19 protein-coding genes are annotated in these 16,846 nt (G+C 64.6%); 10 read left to right on the forward strand and 9 right to left on the reverse strand.

The genetic code is table 11. The features are described from left to right. Window positions 1-56: 56 nt before the first annotated feature. Both IVB45_RS30420 and IVB45_RS30425 read left to right on the forward strand, forming a co-directional pair. Window positions 57-929 carry a sugar ABC transporter permease gene (locus tag IVB45_RS30420; RefSeq protein WP_211394722.1) on the forward strand — a complete coding sequence of 291 codons (873 nt, stop codon included), beginning with the start codon at window positions 57-59 and terminating at the stop codon, window positions 927-929. After that, window positions 926-1,777 carry a carbohydrate ABC transporter permease gene (locus tag IVB45_RS30425; RefSeq protein ID WP_027570375.1) on the forward strand — a complete coding sequence of 284 codons (852 nt, stop codon included), beginning with the start codon at window positions 926-928 and terminating at the stop codon, window positions 1,775-1,777. Before IVB45_RS30420 ends, IVB45_RS30425 begins: the two co-directional genes overlap by 4 nt. Here IVB45_RS30425 and IVB45_RS30430 read toward each other — a convergent pair. The 6 genes from IVB45_RS30430 to IVB45_RS30455 all read right to left on the reverse strand — a co-directional run bounded on the left by IVB45_RS30430 (window position 1,774) and on the right by IVB45_RS30455 (window position 9,449). Continuing rightward, entirely contained in the window at window positions 1,774-2,277 is a 504-nt protein-coding gene (locus IVB45_RS30430) for a DUF6622 family protein (protein ID WP_247358285.1), read from the reverse strand. The two genes, IVB45_RS30425 and IVB45_RS30430, sit on opposite strands and share 4 nt — an antisense overlap. A gap of 11 nt (window positions 2,278-2,288) precedes the next feature. Further along, window positions 2,289-3,101: an ABC transporter permease subunit gene (locus tag IVB45_RS30435; protein WP_247358284.1), complete on the reverse strand. Its 813-nt coding sequence runs from the start codon at window positions 3,099-3,101 to the stop codon at window positions 2,289-2,291. A gap of 4 nt (window positions 3,102-3,105) precedes the next feature. After that, window positions 3,106-4,020 (reverse strand): ABC transporter permease, encoded by a 915-nt coding sequence (locus tag IVB45_RS30440; protein ID WP_247358283.1) that lies wholly within the window; start codon window positions 4,018-4,020, stop codon window positions 3,106-3,108. Then, entirely contained in the window at window positions 4,017-5,186 is a 1,170-nt protein-coding gene (locus IVB45_RS30445; RefSeq protein ID WP_247358282.1) for an ABC transporter ATP-binding protein, read from the reverse strand. Before IVB45_RS30445 ends, IVB45_RS30440 begins: the two co-directional genes overlap by 4 nt. A gap of 75 nt (window positions 5,187-5,261) precedes the next feature. After that, window positions 5,262-6,722 carry a glycerol-3-phosphate dehydrogenase gene (locus IVB45_RS30450; RefSeq protein WP_247358281.1) on the reverse strand — a complete coding sequence of 487 codons (1,461 nt, stop codon included), beginning with the start codon at window positions 6,720-6,722 and terminating at the stop codon, window positions 5,262-5,264. 39 nt (window positions 6,723-6,761) lie between these two features. Beyond that, window positions 6,762-9,449, reverse strand: coding sequence for an EAL domain-containing protein (locus IVB45_RS30455; protein ID WP_247358280.1), 2,688 nt, complete (start codon window positions 9,447-9,449; stop codon window positions 6,762-6,764). A gap of 202 nt (window positions 9,450-9,651) precedes the next feature. Between IVB45_RS30455 and IVB45_RS30460 the strand changes: the two genes are divergently transcribed. Further along, entirely contained in the window at window positions 9,652-10,755 is a 1,104-nt protein-coding gene (locus tag IVB45_RS30460) for an NAD(P)/FAD-dependent oxidoreductase (RefSeq protein WP_247358279.1), read from the forward strand. Window positions 10,756-10,921: 166 nt separating this feature from the next. Here the strand turns inward: IVB45_RS30460 and IVB45_RS30465 are convergent, their stop codons facing one another. Continuing rightward, window positions 10,922-11,101 (reverse strand): DUF465 domain-containing protein, encoded by a 180-nt coding sequence (locus IVB45_RS30465; protein WP_007596254.1) that lies wholly within the window; start codon window positions 11,099-11,101, stop codon window positions 10,922-10,924. 327 nt (window positions 11,102-11,428) lie between these two features. Here IVB45_RS30465 and IVB45_RS30470 point away from each other — a divergent pair, with 327 nt between their 5' ends. The 3 genes from IVB45_RS30470 to IVB45_RS30480 all read left to right on the forward strand — a co-directional run bounded on the left by IVB45_RS30470 (window position 11,429) and on the right by IVB45_RS30480 (window position 12,234). Then, window positions 11,429-11,635 carry a DUF465 domain-containing protein gene (locus IVB45_RS30470; protein ID WP_027519980.1) on the forward strand — a complete coding sequence of 69 codons (207 nt, stop codon included), beginning with the start codon at window positions 11,429-11,431 and terminating at the stop codon, window positions 11,633-11,635. 118 nt (window positions 11,636-11,753) lie between these two features. Then, window positions 11,754-11,960 (forward strand): hypothetical protein, encoded by a 207-nt coding sequence (locus IVB45_RS30475; protein ID WP_027519981.1) that lies wholly within the window; start codon window positions 11,754-11,756, stop codon window positions 11,958-11,960. 22 nt (window positions 11,961-11,982) lie between these two features. Then, window positions 11,983-12,234: a hypothetical protein gene (locus IVB45_RS30480; RefSeq protein ID WP_247358278.1), complete on the forward strand. Its 252-nt coding sequence runs from the start codon at window positions 11,983-11,985 to the stop codon at window positions 12,232-12,234. Here IVB45_RS30480 and IVB45_RS30485 read toward each other — a convergent pair whose 3' ends face one another. Then, on the reverse strand, window positions 12,235-12,987 hold the full coding sequence (locus tag IVB45_RS30485; RefSeq protein WP_247358277.1) for a GGDEF domain-containing protein: 753 nt from the start codon (window positions 12,985-12,987) through the stop codon (window positions 12,235-12,237). It lies immediately after the preceding gene. A gap of 141 nt (window positions 12,988-13,128) precedes the next feature. Between IVB45_RS30485 and purE the strand changes: the two genes are divergently transcribed. Beyond that, entirely contained in the window at window positions 13,129-13,617 is a 489-nt protein-coding gene (purE, locus tag IVB45_RS30490) for a 5-(carboxyamino)imidazole ribonucleotide mutase (RefSeq protein ID WP_247358276.1), read from the forward strand. Beyond that, window positions 13,614-14,720 carry a 5-(carboxyamino)imidazole ribonucleotide synthase gene (locus IVB45_RS30495; protein WP_027570364.1) on the forward strand — a complete coding sequence of 369 codons (1,107 nt, stop codon included), beginning with the start codon at window positions 13,614-13,616 and terminating at the stop codon, window positions 14,718-14,720. The genes purE and IVB45_RS30495 overlap by 4 nt, the downstream gene beginning before the upstream one ends. Window positions 14,721-14,756: 36 nt before the next feature. Here the strand turns inward: IVB45_RS30495 and aqpZ are convergent, their stop codons facing one another. Continuing rightward, window positions 14,757-15,479, reverse strand: a complete 723-nt coding sequence (gene aqpZ, locus IVB45_RS30500; protein ID WP_247358275.1) for an aquaporin Z — start codon at window positions 15,477-15,479, stop codon at window positions 14,757-14,759. A 260-nt stretch (window positions 15,480-15,739) separates the two neighbouring features. Here aqpZ and rpsU point away from each other — a divergent pair, with 260 nt between their 5' ends. Next, on the forward strand, window positions 15,740-16,048 hold the full coding sequence (gene rpsU / locus IVB45_RS30505) for a 30S ribosomal protein S21 (RefSeq protein WP_007596265.1): 309 nt from the start codon (window positions 15,740-15,742) through the stop codon (window positions 16,046-16,048). Between the two features lie 125 nt (window positions 16,049-16,173). After that, window positions 16,174-16,824 carry a tetratricopeptide repeat protein gene (locus tag IVB45_RS30510; protein ID WP_247358274.1) on the forward strand — a complete coding sequence of 217 codons (651 nt, stop codon included), beginning with the start codon at window positions 16,174-16,176 and terminating at the stop codon, window positions 16,822-16,824. Window positions 16,825-16,846: the final 22 nt, after the last annotated feature.

A 16,846-nucleotide genomic window follows, 5' to 3' on the forward strand; every position in this document is an offset into this window, starting at 1 on the left:
TATGCTAATACCGGTCGCGGCTCTCCGCGACCGGTTGCTTTCGGTGGGTATGCGATATGGCGATCACACTTTCCGGCTCAGACACAATTCCGGCCCCTCCCCTGTCGGCGCGCCTTACCACGCAGCAGGTCTGGGGCATCTTGCTGCTTGTGCCCTATCTACTCGTCTTCCTGGCCTTCGTCGTCTATCCCGTCGGCTACGGCCTGTGGCTGGCGCGCAATCCGGCGAACTATGTCGCTCTGTACAACGACCCGATCTTCGCGCGCGCCGCGGTCAACACGCTGATCTTCCTGGTCATCGGCATCAACGTGAAGATGCTGATCGCGCTGTTCCTGTCCGGCTTCTTCGCGCAGCAGCGCCCCTGGATCAAATGGCTGTCGGTGATCTTCATCCTGCCTTGGGCGGTGCCGTCGATCCCGACCATCCTGTCGGTCCGCTTCATGCTCAATCCGGAATGGGGCATGGTCAACCATTTCATCTTCTCCCTCACCGGCGATGACGGCCCGAACTGGCTGAACGACCCGACGGTCGCGCTGACCATGGCGATCGCCGTGCATATCTGGAAGTCGCTGCCGTTTTGGACGCTGATCCTGCTGACCGGGCGGCTCGCGATCCCGCAGGATCTGTACGAGGCGTCCGAAGTCGACGGCGCCAGTCCGTGGCAGAAATTCCGCTTCATCACCTGGCCGTCGATGCAGATGCTCTACGTCACCTGCACGCTGCTCTCGATGATCTGGACGCTCGGCGACTTCAACAGCGTCTATCTGCTCACCGGCGGCGGGCCGGCCGACCTCACGCATGTGCTGTCGACGCTCGGCATCCGCTATCTCCGGCTCGACCAGCTCTCGCTTGCGATGGCCTCCATCGTCTGCGCGATACCGTTCGTGCTGCCGCTGATGTACTTCATGATGAAACGGTTGTCGCGATGAAGCTTCCCACCCTCCGCGAAGTTGGTACCGAAGCCAAGCTCCTGCTGATCGGCATCCCGGTCTTCATCTGGACCATGATTCCGATCTACCACATGTTCCTCTTCGCGATCTCGCCGAAGGAGGACGCGTTCTCGGGCAAGCTGTGGCCGGATCATCCGACGCTGCACAACTTCCACATCGTGTTCTACCAGGAGCACTATTTCCTGCGCGACTTCTGGATCCAGTTCTGGAACTCGACTGTGATCGCACTGGCCGCCGGCGCGCTGACCTTGTTCATCGCGACCGCCGCCGCATTCTCGATCTCGCGGCTTAAGGTGCCGGGCGGCCGCTGGGTGATGAATCTCGCGCTGTTCACCTACTTCATCCCGGCGGCGTTCCTCGCCGTGCCGATGTACCGCACCATGGGCACTTACGGCCTGCTCAACAATCACTGGTCGCTGATCCTAGCCATGGTGACGATCGCCTCGCCTTATGCGATCTGGGTGCTGAAGCAGGCGTCCGACAAGCTGCCGGTCGAGCTCGACGAGGCCGCCGTGATGGACGGCGCGACCACGCTGCAGCTGTTCCGCCTGGTCTATGTGCCGCTGATGATGCCCTCGCTGGTCGCGATCGGCACCTATGCCGTGCTGCTGGCCTGGAACGAATATCTCTACGCGTTCCTGCTCTTGTCCAAGGACACCGACATCACACTGCCGGTCGCGCTCGGCAACTTCCTCGCCGCCGACGACTCGCCGTGGGAGCTGTTGATGACCACCGGCTTCATCTACGCGCTGCCGCCGGCCGCGGTCTATTACGCCTTCAAGCGCTACATGGTGGGCGGGCTCACGGCAGGTGCGGTGAAGTCCTAAACATCGGCCGCGCTCTTGCGGCGATACGCGATCAGAAGCGCGATCGTCGAGCCGATGAAATAGCCCGCGGTCGCGCCCGAGATGGTGCGACCGACGATGACGGCCAGCGCACGATCGCCGGCATCGATCGCCGAGATCACGCCAACCGTATACTGCGAGGCGAAGACAATCAGGTTGCGGACCAGACCAATTGGACTGCCCGGCCGGATGATCTGCCCGGTCGCGCGATCCAGTTCGAAAGGGCGCGGCGTCCGCACGCCTAGCGGCAGCAGCGCGAGTGCGGCCAGAAACCATGCGACCAGCGGCCATGCGCTGTCCTGATGCCCGAAGCCGATCCGGGATATCCCCCAGACGATGAACACGACTGGCACGATCAGCGCACGCCAGATCGGCGTCGTGCGCGGCTGCATCGCCTGCACACCTTGCCAGATGAGATAGGCAAGCAGTGCGAAGACCCAGACCGGCGTATGCACTAGGACCTGATAGGCGAAAATCATCATCGCCTCCCCTCTCACAACGGCGCCGCGCTTTCGCCCTGCGAGCTCGACAATTTCGAAGCGAGCGAGGCGATCACGATGACGACCGCGATCAGGGCGATCACCAGCGTGCAGATCGCGTTGATCTCGGGCTTCACTCCCAGCCGCACCTCCGAATAGATCCGGATCGGCAGCGTCGCCGAGCCCGGGCCGGTGGTGAAGCTCGCGATCACGAGATCGTCCAGCGACAGCGTGAAGGCGAGCATCCAGCCCGCGACGATCGCGGGCGCGATCAGCGGCAGCGTCACGGCCACGAACGCGCGCACCGGATCGCAGCCGAGGTCCATCGCGGCCTCTTCCAAGGAGCGGTCGAGCGAGCCGAGGCGGGACTGCACGACGACGGCGACGAAGCACATCGTCAGCGTGGTATGGGCGATCGTGACCGTCCAGAAGCCGCGCTCGGCGTTCAGCGCCACGAACAGCAGCAGCAGCGACAACCCGGTAATCACCTCCGGCATCACCAGCGGCGCATAGAGCATGCCGGAGAACAGGGTGCGGCCGCGGAATCGCTCGCCCCGCGACAGCGCCAATGCGGCGAGCGTGCCGATCAGGGTCGCAATGGTCGCCGACGAAACCGCGACGCGCAGGCTCATCCAGGCCGCCTCGATCATGGCACGGTCATTGAAGAACTCGTGATACCAGCGCAGCGACCAGCCGCCCCACACCGTCACCAGGCGCGAGGCGTTAAAGGAATAGACGACGAGGATCAGGATCGGCAGGTAGAGGAAGGCCAGACCCAGCGCGAGCGAGGCGACGTTGAAGCGGGACAGGCGGGAGACTTTGCGCATCGCCTCACCGCCCCTGTTCCAGCTGCCGCTTCTGCAGCCGTTCATATAGCAGCAGCGGCACCAGCAGCACCAGCAGCAGCACGATGGCCGCGGCGGAGGCGACCGGCCAATCCTTGTTGGTGAAGAATTCGAGCCACAGCGTCTGGCCGATCATCAGCGCATTGGAGCCGGCCAGGAGATCCGGAATGACGAACTCGCCGACGATGGGGATGAAGCACAGCAGCACGCCGGCGCCGACGCCGGGCAGCGACAGCGGGAAGGTGACCAGCCAGAACACCTGCCAGCGCGGCGCACCGAGATCGGAGGCGGCCTCCTCCAGCGCGGGCTCCATTTTGGCCAGCGTGGCGTAGAGCGGCAGGATCATGAACGGCAGGTAGGAATAGACGATACCGATATACATCGCGCTGTCGGTGGAGAGCCACACCACCGGCTGACTGACCAGATGCAGCGCCAGCAGGATCTGGTTGAGCAGGCCGTCATGCTGGAGGATGTTGATCCAGGCATAGATCCGGATCAGGAACGAGGTCCAGAACGGCACGATCACGAGCACCATCGCCACGGCTTGCCAGCGCGTCGGCAGCCGCGCCATGCCGTAGGCGATGGGATAACCGATCAGGAGCAACAGCGCGGTCGCGGTGACGGCGACGATGAGGCTACGCACATAGGCGAACACGTAGATGTCGTCGGAGACGAGCAGCCTGAAATTGTCGATCGACAACGCGGCAAAGGCGGTCTTCAGCGCCCCCCATCCCGCCATCAGGTCGAACACCGGCTCGTAAGGCGGCTGCGCGATCGCCGTCTGCGACAGGCTGATCTTCAGCACGAAGCCGAACGGCACCAGGAAGAACAGCACCATCCAGACATAGGGCGCGATCGCGGCAAGGCGAGCCGGTCGCGCGAAGATGCGGCGCGCGCTCACGACGGCAGCACCACGCAGTCGTCGGGCGTGAACCAGGCGACGACAGGCTGGTTCAGGCTGTAGGCGTCGACGTCGAGGCGCGCGCTGTTGGCGACCGAAGCCTGCACCATCCCGCCGGCGTCGAGCTTCACCTTGTAGGTGGTGGTGCCGCCGAGATAGCAGATGTCGGCAATCACGCCGTCGAGCTGGTTGATCGCCGTTTCATGACCGGCTTCCCTCACCGGACCACGGCGCGAGAGCTTGACCTTTTCGGGGCGGATCGCAACCGATAATCTGACCTCGCCGAACGGCTCGCGCGGCTCCGCCACCACCAGCGGTCCCGCATCGCGCGTGCCTATCACCAGGCGATGACCGTCGCGCAATTTGGACTCGGCGTCGAACAGGTTGACGTCGCCGACAAACTCCGCGATCCAGCGCGAGCGTGGCGCCTCGTAGAGCTCGCGGGGACTCGCGACCTGCGCGAGCTTGCCGTCTCTCATCACGCCGATCCGGCTCGCCATTGTCATCGCCTCTTCCTGATCGTGGGTGACAATGATGAAGGTCATGCCGAGCCGACGCTGAAGCTCCATCAGCTCGCCCTGGGTGCTTTCGCGCAGCTTCTTGTCGAGAGCCGCGAGCGGCTCGTCGAGCAACAGCAATTGCGGCCGCCGCGCCAGCGCACGCGCCAACGCCACACGTTGGCGCTGCCCCCCGGAGAGCTGGTCGGGCTTGCGCTTCTCGAGCCCGTCGAGCTTCACCAGAGCAACCATCTCCGCTACACGCATGGCAATGTCGGCGCGCGCCATGCCGGCGCGCTTCAGGCCGAAGGCGATGTTGTCGCGCACCGACAGATGCGGAAACAGCGCATAGTTCTGGAACATCATGTTGATCGGCCGCTCATGCGGCAGCGCCTGCGCGATGTCCTTGCCGCCGAGCAGGATGCGTCCTTGATCCGGCGCTTCGAAACCGGCCAGCATGCGCAGAAGCGTGGTCTTGCCGCAGCCGCTGGGGCCGAGCAGCGCAAAGAACTCGCCGGTCTTGATGTCGAGCGACACGCCGTCGACGGCCCGGAACGTCCCGAAGGTCTTGGCGACGCCCTCGATGCGCAGCAGCGGCTCGCTGGCCGCGAACTGCGTCTCTCCGACCGGATCCGCAGCGGTGTCTGTTCTCGGCAACTCGTCAGTCATGGTCCCTGCCAACCTCAATCCCGCCGCACGCTAGCGGCCGATCGTCCCTCACTCAACCGGTTAGAGGCGGTTCGTTCACGTCGGATTCGCCATGAACACAGCCAGCGCATCGCATCCCTCCGCCGACATTGTCAGGCCGAGCTTGGAGCGGCGCCACAGGATGTCCTCGGGAAAACGCGCCCATTCGTGGGCCATGAGATAGCGCACTTCGGCGCCCGTCAACTCGGGCCCGAAGGCCGGGCCGAGATCGTCGCGGGTCTTCGCCTCACCGAACACAGCCGGCAGCCGCGAGCCATAGGCCGCGACGAAGCGTTGGGCCTGCGTCTCCGAGAGAAAGCGCCAGCGGTCACGCGCAAGATCGACCTCGGTATCGAAACGATCCCAGGCGAAATCCCCGCCCGGCAGCGCAGCGCCTGCGGTCCAGGGCGGCGACATCGGATAGAACGACGTCAACTTCGTCACCGCGCGCTCCGCGCGGAGGCGCGAGGTGGTGACGTCGCCGCCGAACATCGTGATCAGCGGCGCCTTGCGCCGCCGCGCGTGGAACAGCGTGGTGCCGTCACGCTGGCGCGCGGACGCAAGCGTCAGGTTGACGCCGGAGACCGCCCGCACCACGTCGGTCGGGGCGACGCGCTCGCGGAAATAGCGACTGGCCGCCTCACAGAGATAGCCGACGTCGGCCCCCCGCATCGCGACGATCGCGGGATCGCCCGTGAAATCGTGCGTGACTGTGCCGATCAGCGTAAAGTCGCGATCGAGGGGACTCGCGAAGATCAGCCGGCCATCGCTGTTCTGGAAGACGTAGACGTTATCGGAATCGAACAGCCGCGGGACGATGATCTGGCTCATCTGCATCGCCGCCATGGCGGGTTGCGGCTGCCGCAGCACGGTCTCGGCGACCATCGACGTCCATCCGCCGGTGGCGTTGGCCAGTGCCCGGGCCGTGATCGCGTGGCGATGGCCGCGGTCGACCACCGCGAGCCGCCATGTGTCGGTTCGATCGGCACGCACACAGCGCGCTCCAGTTCGAATCACGGCGCCGCGCTCGGCCGCACCCAGTGCCGTGAGCACCACCAGTCGGGAATCGTCGACGACGCAATCCGAGTATTCGAAAGCCGTGCCGAATGGTCGTTTCAGCGCGTTGCCGACCGGATGATGCGTGATGTCGAGGGTCGCCGTTGCAGGCAGGCCGCTCCGGCTGGTGAGGCTGTCGTACAGGAGCAGGCCGAGGCGCAGCAGCCATGGCGGGCGCTCGTCGGAATGCGCCGGGATCACGAAGCGCATCGGCCGAACCAGATGCGGCGCGATCCGGAGCCAGGTCCGGCGCTCGGCGAGCGCCCGGCGCACCCGCCGGAAGCCGCGCCGTTCCAGCACCGAGAGATCGCCGTGGATCAGCCGCGGGGTTGCCGAGGACGCCGCGCCGCCCAGATCGCCCTGCTCCAACAGGATGACCCGCAGGCCGCGGCCGGCGGCATCGCGCGCGAGGCTGACACCGTTCAGGCCGCCGCCGATGATCGCAAGGTCGTAATCCGCCATGAAACCGTCGAATGGGAGCGAACGAAGCGCCCACCATCACTAGCCGGTCTTGAGCGCAAGCTCCATGACTTCGGCGCGACCGACGAGGCCGGCATATTTCCCGATCGGCAGGGGCTTGCCGAGCAGATAGCCCTGCACGCCGTCGCAGCCTTCTTCGGCGAGGAAGACGAGTTGTTCCAGCGTCTCGACGCCCTCGGCGACGATCGACATTTCCAGGCCATGGCCGAGATCGATCACCGCGCGCACGATCGCCGCCGATTGCGGGTTACGGCCGAGATTGATGATGAAGGCGCGGTCGATCTTGATCTTGTCGAACGGGAACGCCTGGAGATAGCTCAGCGACGAATAACCGCTGCCGAAATCGTCCATGGAGATGCGCACGCCGAGCGCCTTGAGCCGGCGCAGCAGCGCAAGACCGCGATCGAAGTCCTCGATCAGCACGCCCTCGGTGATCTCAAGCTCTAACCGGCCGGGTGCGAGACCCGTCTCGATCAGAATGGAATGGACGAGCCCGACCACGTCGCCGTGCATGAACTGCGCCGGCGACAGGTTGACCGCGACCTGAAGCGGCGTCGGCCAGGAGGCGGCCTCGCGGCAGGCCTCGCGCAGGATCCACTCGCCCATCTCGACGATCAGGCCGCTTTCCTCCGCGATCGGAATGAATTCGGCCGGGGAAACCTGGCCGCGCACCGGGTGCTGCCAGCGCGCCAGCGCCTCAAAGCCGATGATCTCGCTCTCGGCGACGCTGTGGCCCGCAGTCCCCTGCGGCTGGAAGGCGAGCGAGAGCTCGCCATTCTTGATCGCCATCGAGAGGTCCTGGTGCAGGACGCGGCGATCGCGGATCTGCTGGTCCATCTCCGGCTGGAACAGGCTGATCGTGCCGCGCGATTTCTGCTTGGCGCGGAACAGCGCCGCGCCGGCATTGGCGAGCAGCGAGGCGGCGTCGGCGCCGTTGTGCGGGAAGATCGACATGCCGGTGGTGACACCGGCGCGGACCGGGCGGCCGTCGATCTGGAATTCCTTGGCAACGGCATCACCGATCTGCTGCGCCAGCGCGAGGCCTGCCTCCGGCTGCTTGCCGTCGATGATCAGGCCGAACTCGTCGCCGGACAGGCGCGCCACCACGCCGCCGCGCGCGGAATCCTGGAGCCGCTGGGCCACCTCGACCAGGAGCTTGTCGCCGTGCGCATGGCCGAAGACGTCATTGACCTCCTTGAGGCCGTCGAGATCGACGCACAGAACCGCGAACTCCTCGCCGGTGCCCTCGCAGGCCTCGATCATCTGGGTCAACGCCTGCAGGAAAGCGGCACGATTCGGCAAATCGGTGAGACCGTCGTGATAGGCCATGTGCGCCATGCGCGACTCGGTCTGCCGGCGATCGGTGACGTCCTCGTGGGTCTTGATCAGATATTGGGGCTCGCCGGTGTCGCCCAGCACGGTGGCGCGGCGGGTGAGGAACAGCCGCAGCCCGTCCTTGGTGGAGATCGGGTGCTCTTCGGTGATCATCCCACGCTTCTTGATCGCGGCTTCGTCGCGCGCGATGATCAGCTTGGCTTCCTTGGGATTGAAGATGTCGGACGCGGTCAGGCCCGTGGCTTCCTCGCGCCTGCGGTTGAGGATCGTCTCCGCGCTGCGGTTGGCGAGCAGGTAGCGGCCGTCCTTGACCTGCTCGACGATCAGGGCCACCGGGATGTTGTCGACCACGAGCTCCAGGAACTTCTTCGTGCTCTCCAGCTCCTTCGACAGCGAGCGGCGATCGGTGATGTCCTCGAACACGAGCATCAGGAATTCGGGCTTGTTGCTCTCGTTGCGGACCACGATCCGGATCGAGGCAACCATGCGCCGCTCACCGGCGCGGTCGACCTCGAATTCGTTGCGAAACTGGCCGTCCGGCGAATCGAGTGCCGCCCGGTCGGTCGCCTCGATGCTGTCCGCCGAGATGGGCGCAAACAGCTCGCGGGCGTTCTTGCCGACGGCATGATCGCGTGAGAAACCCCAGAAGCGCTCATAGGCGCTATTGGCGAAAATGTAGCGACCATCCTCGATGTTCTTCGCCGCCACGCAGGCCGGTACGTGGTCCAGCAATGTTTCCAGGAACTGCTTGGTGGAGGCGAGCTGCCGGGACAGCCTGCGCTGCTCGCTGACGTCCAGATGGGTCGCCACCGAGCCGCCGTTGGGCAGCACGAAATACTTCACCAGGATGGCCCGCCCGTCCGGCAGTTCGGTTATCAGGCCGTTCGGGCTTGCCGCCTTCTCATAGAACTCGTCGTCGGAAGCGCCGCCGAGCACGCCACGCTGGCGCCGCAGCTCAAGGATGTCGTGGCCGGTCATTCCGGCCCAGATGTCCGACCGCATCAAGCCGTAGATATCGAGATAGCGGTCGTTGCAGAAGATGATGCGCCGCTGCGCATCCGTCATCACCACGCCCTGGTTGAGGTTGTTCATGGCGGAGGAGACAAAGGCATTGCGCCGCAGCTGCAAACGCCTAGTCCGGCGCAGTGAGGAATGGATCCATAGCGCGATCGCGGCGAAGAACGAACAGATCACAATTCCCGCGATCAGGGCTTCCCAGATCACGTTGGGATCGAGGTGGCCGAGGTAGCTCGGAGGGCTGAAGCTGTCGGAGAGGGCAAAGGCGCGCGCAGGCGCGACCGCTGCGGCCAGGCACACGACGGCCTGCATCGCAATCGGAAGCGCGCTGCCCGCGTGCCAGTTCTTCTCAGCCATCAGCCACCCGCGATTTCAACGTCGGATTGTCTGGCCTGGCGGGTTTGGATCGGGTAAACGCCTGTACGAGCAACGGAAAAATGTGGCATCAAATACGGCAATTGCCCTGACATGATAAATGCTTCCTTAACGGAAAACGCCCCCGCGCCGCCGTTCCCAGGCGTGAGGCCTTCGTCGCTTCGAGCGGACGTCCTGCACAACCATGGATAGGGTGGACTGCGTCGTCATCGGAGCCGGCGTGATCGGGCTCGCGGTGGCTCGAAAGCTGGCGCAAGCCGGGCGCGAGGTGATCGTGCTCGAGCAAGCCGAGGCCATCGGCACCATCACCTCCTCGCGCAACAGCGAGGTGATTCATGCCGGCATCTACTACCGCGCCGGAAGTTGGATGGCGCGCATGTGCGTCGACGGCAAGCACGCGCTCTATCGTTACTGTTCCGAGCGCGGCATCCCGCACAGGAATTGCGGCAAGCTGATCGTCGCGACCAATCCGAAAGAGACCGAGAAGCTGCAATCGATCAAGGCGCATGCCGAGGCCAACGGCGTGCTCGACATGCAGTTGCTCACGGGCGATGCGGCACGTGCGCTGGAGCCGGCGCTCGCCTGCGACGCCGCGCTGCTGTCGCCGTCGACCGGCATCATCGACAGCCACGCCTACATGCTCTCGCTGCGCGGCGAAGCCGAGGACGCGGGCGCGGCCTTCGCGTTTCACACCCCGCTGATCCGTGCCAAGGCGACCGCCGGCGTCATCGAGATCGAGGCGGGCGGCGAAGCGCCGATGACGCTGCAATGCAGCCTCCTCGTCAACGCCGCCGGGCTCTCGGCGACCCCCGTGGCGCGCAACATCGAGGGCATGCCGCTGGAACGGATCCCGACGGCCTACCTCGCCAAGGGAAACTACTTCAGCTGCAATGCCAGGGCACCGTTCTCGCGCCTGATCTATCCGGTGCCCGAGCCCGGTGGGCTAGGGGTGCATCTGACGCTGGACATGGCCGGGCAGGCACGTTTCGGCCCCGACGTCGAGTGGATCGAGACGATCGACTATGAGGTCGACCCGGCACGCGCCGAGCGCTTCTACCCGGCGATCCGCAAATACTGGCCGACGCTGCCTGACGGCGCGCTCATGCCGAGCTATTCGGGCATCCGCCCGAAGATCGTGCCGCCGGCGGTGGCCACGCAGGATTTCTTGATGCAGGGCCCGCGCGATCACGGCGTCGAAGGCCTGATCAATCTGTTCGGCATCGAGTCGCCCGGATTGACGTCATCGCTCGCGATCGCGGATCACGTCGCCGAGCTCGCGAACATCTAGTGGTTTAAAGCGAAGTGGATTCCGGTTGCGCGTAAAGAAGCGCGTCCAGACAATAAGCTAGAGCCGCGCAAATCCTTGCACGCTGCGCGCCTTGCAGCAGGGATGAGCGCGAAGGCTCCCATCCCTGCCTGAAGGGTGCGATCAACTCTGCGCTGTTACGGGGTTACTAGTGGAGCGTGTCGCCGTGCCTGAGACGCTCGATCTGGTCCTTGACCATCAACTTCCGGCGCTTCAACTCAACAATTTGCAGGTCGTCTGTTGAAAGGTGCACGAGAGCTTCGTGCAATTCGTTTTCGAGAGTTTTGTGCTTCCGTTCCAATTCAACCAGATGTGCCTGAATTGTCATTCGAAACCTCCTCGGTAGGGGTGAACCTTGGATTCGACCGGACGACGAAGTGTACATCACCGATTCGTTCTGTCGATGGATATCCGTCGTCGCACTGTCATTTTTGAAAATTCATATGTAACGAAGCGTGAGTAAGGGAACCACGCGGGAAAAATCCGTGATATCAATGCGCTTGCGCAACGTCGGAGCGACCGCAGAAATATCCCGCGGGAGATCGACGCGGGACAGCCTGAGATCGCTTGCGATCACGGCGCGCAAGGACGATAGTTTCCACAGGGCATCCACAGCCTTAATCTCACGCCTATCGGTTTTTCGGCCACCGCAGACATGACCAATGAAGATGCGCGCGAACTCGAATCCGAGCTCGCCCGGTTGCACCAGGAACACCGAGATCTTGATGCGGCGATCGATGCACTGCATCAATCGCCCGCCCCCGACCTGTTGCGGTTACAGCGGTTGAAGAAACGCAAGCTGTTGTTGCGTGACCGTATCGCGTTCATCGAAGACCAGATCACGCCCGACATCATCGCCTGATCCACAGGAGGACAGCTCACGGCGACCCGCCGCATGTGAATCCGCTTGACTCGAAAGGAACAAAATAAGAACATTTTGGCACCACCGCCCCCGGGAAAACCGTCCAAGGAAAACGCAAATGTCGGCAGCCGCCCTTCTCGACAACGGCCATTATGAACAAGCCTGTGATCAGGCGATCGCGATGTGCGACGGCAATCTGCGCAGCACCATCAAGGCGCTGATCATGGCCAATGAATATCTGGAGGCCGAGCTGGAGGAATTGCAGGCGGCGGTTTCCGCAGGCTGCATTCCGGAGACCTCGCGCAGCAAGAGTAGCGCCGCCTGACTGTCAGCTATCGGAGCCGACCATGTCCGATGTCACCTATTACGTTGCATTACCTTTCCTGACCGACGAGGACGGCTCGCCGGTCGCAGGTGCGGCCGAGGAATGCCAGAGCGCGGCGGCCGCGCTACGGCGCGCCGAGATCATGTCGCGCGGCGCCGGCCACACCGGCGCGGTCGCGTTCAGCCGCAGCGGCGATCCCATGACCGGCGAATTCGGCGACGCCAAACTGCTCCGCAGCTTCGGCAACGTACCGAAAGACCTCGGCACACTTTAACTAGCTGCTGACGAGCCTGATGCGCGGCTCGTGCCGCCGGTGCGCCTTGCGCACATACATGGCGGCATCGGCCTCCTCCAGGGCCCGCGTGGAGTCGGACTGCACTCCAAGCAGGGCGACGCCGGCGGAAGCGCCCGCGCTCACGTGCTGGCCGCGAAAGACAAAGGACAATTCGTCGACGGCCTGCTCGAAAGCCGCGGCCTTCGCCTTGGCGTCGGTCTCGCTGAGATTCCAGAGCAGCAGCGCGAACTCGTCGCCGCCGAGGCGGCCCACCACGTCCGAGGCGCGGATCTGCCGCGTCAGCGTGGCGGCAATCGCCTTCAGCACCTCGTCGCCGGCCGCATGGCCGAAGGAATCGTTGATCGGCTTCAGCCGATCGACGTCGAGGACGATCAGCGCGCCGCTGGCGCGGTAGCGCTTCATGTAGGCGACGGCGCGAGCGAGCTCACGTTCGAAGCCGCGCCGGTTCGGAATTTCCAGCAGGAAGTCGGTGTCGGCGGCTGCCTCGAGCTCCGCGACCCGCCGCAGCGCCCCCTTGAGCTTGCTCCGGAGGTCGCGGATGGTCGCGTTGACGGCCGGCTTCATGGCCCCTTTGGCGCCGCCAGCGGCCGACGCTCCACGCCGCGCCGGAAGCTTGGCCGGGCCCTTGGCCCGACTCTTGGCCAGACGCTTGGGAGCAACTTTGGAGCGACCGGCGCTGGTTTTCGGGCCCTTTTTGGCCTTCGCAGCGCTCGCCCTTTTTGGTTTCTTCATGGGCATCCTGCTCAATGAAGGCTTGCGGGGATTCACCAAGACAGGATAGTGCATTCCCTTCTCCTTGCCACCGCCTTGCGAGCAACCGGCCGGAACCGCTAATCTGGCCTATCTTCCTGTTTTTCGAGCACAATTGACGTCATGACCGCGCCAATCGCCATCATCATGGGAAGCCAGTCGGACTGGGACACGATGCGGCATACCGCCGACACGCTTGCAGCGCTCGGCGTTGTCGCCGACACTCGCATCGTTTCGGCACACCGCACCCCCGATCGGCTGTTTGCGTTCGCCAAGGGCGCCAAGGGGGCCGGTTACAAGGTCATCATCGCCGGCGCGGGCGGCGCTGCGCACCTGCCCGGCATGGCGGCAGCGCTGACGGAACTGCCCGTGTTCGGCGTCCCAGTCGAATCCAGGACGCTGAAGGGCATCGATTCGCTCTATTCGATCGTCCAGATGCCCGCAGGCATCCCGGTCGGCACCCTCGCCATCGGCAAGGCCGGCGCCATCAATGCGGCGCTGTTGGCGGCCGCCGTGCTGGCCTTATCCGACCCGGCCTTGTCCGATCGCCTCGCCGCCTGGCGCAAGGCGCAGACCGAGGCCGTGGCCGAGCGCCCGGAGGACAAGGCGTGACTGACGCAAAGCAGGTGAAGCTGAAGCCCGGCGACACCATTGGCATCCTCGGCGGCGGACAATTGGGGCGGATGCTGGCTATGGCGGCGGCACGGCTCGGCCTGCGCTGCCAGGTGTTCTCGCCCGATCCGGATTCACCGGCCTTCGACGTCGTCCTGAATGCGACCTGCGCCGAATATGCCGATGTCGAAGCACTCGAGCTGTTCGCCAACGACGTCGACGTCATCACCTACGAATTCGAGAACGTGCCGTCCGCGGCCGCGATGGTGCTGGATGCGCGCCGTCCCGTGCTGCCCAACCGCAAGATCCTTGAGACCACCCAGGACCGGCTCGCCGAGAAGGATTTCGTGACGCGGCTGGGCATCGGCACCGCAGCCTATGCCGACGTCACCTCGGTCCCGTCGTTGCGCGAGGCTATCGCCAGGATCGGCCTTCCGGCGGTGCTGAAGACCCGCCGCTTCGGCTATGACGGCAAGGGCCAGGCCATCATCCGCGAGGGCGACGACGTCGCGAAAGTATGGACCAGTCTCGCCACCAAATCGGCCATCCTGGAAGCCTTCGTGCCGTACGAACGCGAGATTTCCGTGATCGCCGCCCGCTCCGCGACAGGCCAGGTCGAGTGTTTCGACGTCACCGAAAACGAGCACCGCGACCACATCCTGAAGATCTCCCGAGCGCCCGCCCGGATCCCGGACGTGCTCGCCGAGGAAGCGCGCAGCATTGCCGGCAAGATCGCGGGCGCGCTCGATTATGTCGGCGTGCTTGCCGTCGAGATGTTCGTGCTCGCCAACGGCACCGGACCCAAGGTGCTGGTCAACGAGATCGCTCCGCGCGTGCACAATTCCGGACACTGGACGCTCGACGGCGCATCCGTCTCGCAGTTCGAGCAGCACATCCGCGCCATTGCCGGCTGGCCCCTCGGCAAGCCCGTGCGCCACGGCGAGGTCGTCACCATGACCAATCTGATCGGCGACGAGATCAACGAATATGACAAGTGGCTGAGCGTGCCGGGCGCGACCGTGCACATCTACGGCAAGGGCGCACCGCGCCCCGGCCGCAAGATGGGGCATGTCACCGAAGTGCGACCCACGACCGGCGATTGACGGGACCGCGGCGCATGCCGCGATCCCGCTTTGCGATTACACCGTCTTTGCGCCAGCGACGACGCCGGTGGGTTCGTCGCTGAGCCAGCGATAGATCACCCCGCCCAGCGCGCCCCCGATCAGCGGCGCAACCCAGAACAACCAGAGCTGTGCTGTCGCCCAGCCGCCGACGAACAGCGCCGGTCCCGTGCTGCGCGCCGGGTTCACCGAGGTGTTGGTGACGGGGATGCTGACGAGATGGATCATCACCAGCGCGAGCCCGATCGCCAGCGGCGCAAAGCCCGCGGGCGCGCGGCCGTGGGTGGCGCCCATGATGATGAACAGGAACATCATGGTCATCACCACCTCGGTGAGGAAGCACACGATCATGCTGTACTGGCCGGGAGAATGGGCGTCGTAGCCGTTGGACGCGAATCCTTTGCTGACGTCGAAGCCGGGAGCTCCGCTTGCAATGACGTAGAGAAGCCACGCGGCCACGATCGCGCCGGCGACCTGCGCGATCACATAAGGCAGGATCTGTCCGGCCGGAAAACGTCCGCCGGCGGCAAGACCGACGGTGACGGCCGGATTGAGATGGCAGCCTGAGATGTGGCCGATCGCGTAGGCCATGGTGACCACGCTCAGCCCGAATGCGAGGGAGACACCGACCAGGCCGATACCGACCTGCGGAAAGCCGGCTGCGATCACAGCACTTCCGCAACCTGCGAATGTGAGCCAAAAGGTGCCGATAGCCTCGGCCGCGTATTTCTTCATATCCATGTGTCGTCCCCTGCTTTCAAAGATACCGGAACAAAGCTCCGGAAACGGCCCCACCCTTGGCGTCAAATCTCCCAAATCAGGGCCGCGCAGGGGTATTTTGCCTCATTTAATGGCTGAACTTGGCCCGAAAACCCGCTTGGCCGGTGGACATCCCAAGTTTTGTCTGATACATCCGCGCCCTCAAGGTTAAGGGCGTGTGCGTTTCGCCATCCCCTTTGACTTACCAGAATTCAAATCCGATCCACTGAAGAGGATGCCGCGTGCAGGTTCTCGTTCGCGATAACAATGTCGATCAAGCCCTCAAGGCGCTCAAGAAGAAGATGCAGCGCGAGGGTATTTTCCGCGAGATGAAGCTCCGCGGTCACTACGAAAAGCCCTCCGAGAAGAAGGCCCGCGAAAAGGCCGAAGCCGTGCGTCGCGCACGCAAGCTGGCCCGTAAGAAGCTGCAGCGCGAAGGCCTGCTGCCGATGAAGCCGAAGCCGGTGTTCGGCGCCGGCCCCGGCGGTGATCGTGGCGGTCGCGGTGGCCCCGGTGCCGGTGCAAGTGCTGGTCCGCGCGGACCGCGCTGATTTACCGAATTTGAGAGACTTCAGTTTTTGATAACGCGGGCCCCTGGCCCGCGTTATTGTTTTGTGAACGGTGCCTTCCTGGGATGGGGCACTACCGATGCGGCACCAGCGCGAGCGAACCGTAGATGGCCTCCCCTTTCCCCAAGCGCGGCTTGGCGCGGTTACGCCACATCTTGCTACAGCCGTTTGCGCTGGCCTTGATGGGGATTTCGCTGTGCGGCTGCTCCTTCGACCTGGGATCGCTGACGCCGGAGAAGGAGAAGCCGCAGGAGGCACCCAAGGCAGCTGCGACCGCCGAAAACGTGGTCAGCGCCGGCAATGTCAGTGAGGCCCAGGCCCATACGGCAAAGGCCCAGGCCCTGGCAAAGTCCGGCGAGACGGCGGCCGCGCTCGAGGAGTTCAATCACGCGGTCGGACTCGATCCCTACAATGCGCAGGCGCTCTATGGCCGCGCCCTGATCTACCAGGGCAAGAACCAGCACGATTTCGCGATCGCCGATTTCAGCGCCGCGAGCGGCCTAAACCCGCAAAAGGTCGAGCCGCTGCTCGGCCGCGCCATCAGCTATCTCGCCCTCGGCAAGGTCAAGGAGGCCGCGGCCGACCTGGATGAGGCTTCCGAGGCCGATCCCCACAATGCCCAGGTCTGGACCATACGCGGGCAAGCCTATGAACGGCTGGGCGACAGGACCAAGGCGGCAGCGTCCTACGCCAAGGCGGTCTCGCTTCGTCCACGCGACGACGTCGCCCGCAGCGGCCTCGCCCGCGTCGGCGGCTGACGATTCTGGCGCAGCGCAGGCG

This window comes from Bradyrhizobium sp. 4 (genome assembly GCF_023100905.1).
GTDB lineage: Bacteria > Pseudomonadota > Alphaproteobacteria > Rhizobiales > Xanthobacteraceae > Bradyrhizobium.